Genomic DNA, 1385 nt, shown 5'->3' with positions numbered 1-1385 from the left:
CACTAATGTCCGATAAAAGCTAGAATTTATAAATTTTGTTTTTCAATATATTGTTTTACAGTTGTTTATGTTTCTGTTTTCGGAAACTTTGAAAAGTAGGCTGTCAAAACAGCGCCATCTGTTCACTCTCTCCCTTGTCTATAATCCAGTCCTTTTCAGGGTTTTCCAGGAACCTCATCAGCTGGATATAGTTGAATAGATGGATCTTGCAGAAACTTACCAGGTTCGAGAACGCCCAACTTCTCTTAAGTCTGTTCTTTATCACACTCAGCAGCAGGTTGACCATCAGCACACAGTATATCTGTATCCTGATGGCGTTCTCGTTGTCCCCAAGGAAATATTTCAGAGGAAAGTTCTGTTTGAGCTGTTTGAACACCAGCTCGATCTGCCACCTGACCTTGTACAGGGCGGCGATCATATCCGCCCTCAGATCGAACAGGTTGGTTATAAACTCAAATTCTCTCTTGTGTTCCCTGTCATAGAACCTTACCTTCCTCAACCTCAGTTTTGAGGTTTTGCCACCTTCCCCCTTGACATCCAGTTCGATGATCTCGTCCATCAGCACCCCGCTGTGGATACATCCATCGATCGGGAGTTCCTCCTCTACATTGTAGGCCGCATTGTCCTTTATCCGGGTCACGAAACCCGTTCCCCGGTCTGTGAAATGCTTGAAGGCGACATAGTCGTTATAGCCCTTGTCGAACACGTATATGGTGTTTTCATCGCATTTCAGTTTCTTCAGAAAGCTGTGGTCATGCGTGGTGGCGGGGCTGAACCATACCAGGCTGGGGACTTTCTCATCGGCGTTTATCACCGAATGGACTTTGATGCCGCCCTTGCTCTTCCCGTCCCTAGGCTTTCTCCCCACGCAGTTCAGAATGGCCTTGAACAAGCTTACGGTGCTGCTGTCCACGATCTTGACCTGTTTTTTCAGAACATCCAGGATCCGGCTGTCCGATAACACGGGGCCGTACTGGTGCAGGAGCTTATTGTACATGTCCTCAAAAAAATCGACCTTCCTGTTCTTGTTGGCATCCGATAAGGTGCTCCTTTTGGGGATGTGGCTCAACTGGAAACCTCCCGTTTTGCCCGATAGGCCCAACATTGCCCCCGATACCTCCCGAAGTGAGTTGCACTTGGCGAACGAACAGAACAACATGCTTATCAGGTGGTCCTTTGTCTTGAAACGCTTCACGTAGCGATCTGAATCGCTCTTTTTGACCGCCGATCTTATATGATGGTCATCAATCAATGAAATCAGCTGTCCGAAAACAGATTTACTCGAAAAATAGCTACTTTTGCCCATCGTGTTTTTAGTTTGCAAGACAAAATTACGATTATTTAGGCGGTCATCAATTTGGCCGCCTTTTTATCGGACACTAGTG

The 1385-nt window shown here is 46.5% G+C and carries 1 protein-coding gene; it reads right to left on the bottom strand.

The genetic code is table 11. From position 1 onward, the window contains the following. Positions 1-103: 103 nt before the first annotated feature. A complete protein-coding gene (locus ABIB40_RS20635; protein ID WP_354361840.1) occupies positions 104-1306 on the bottom strand; it encodes an IS4 family transposase in 1203 nt (400 codons plus the stop codon). Between the last annotated feature and the right edge of the window lie 79 nt (positions 1307-1385).

It is taken from the genome of Pedobacter sp. UYP30, assembly GCF_040547165.1.
Taxonomy (GTDB): domain Bacteria; phylum Bacteroidota; class Bacteroidia; order Sphingobacteriales; family Sphingobacteriaceae; genus Pedobacter.
Note: the sequence above shows the minus strand (reverse complement) of the source record. Positions and strands in the feature narration are given on the sequence as shown.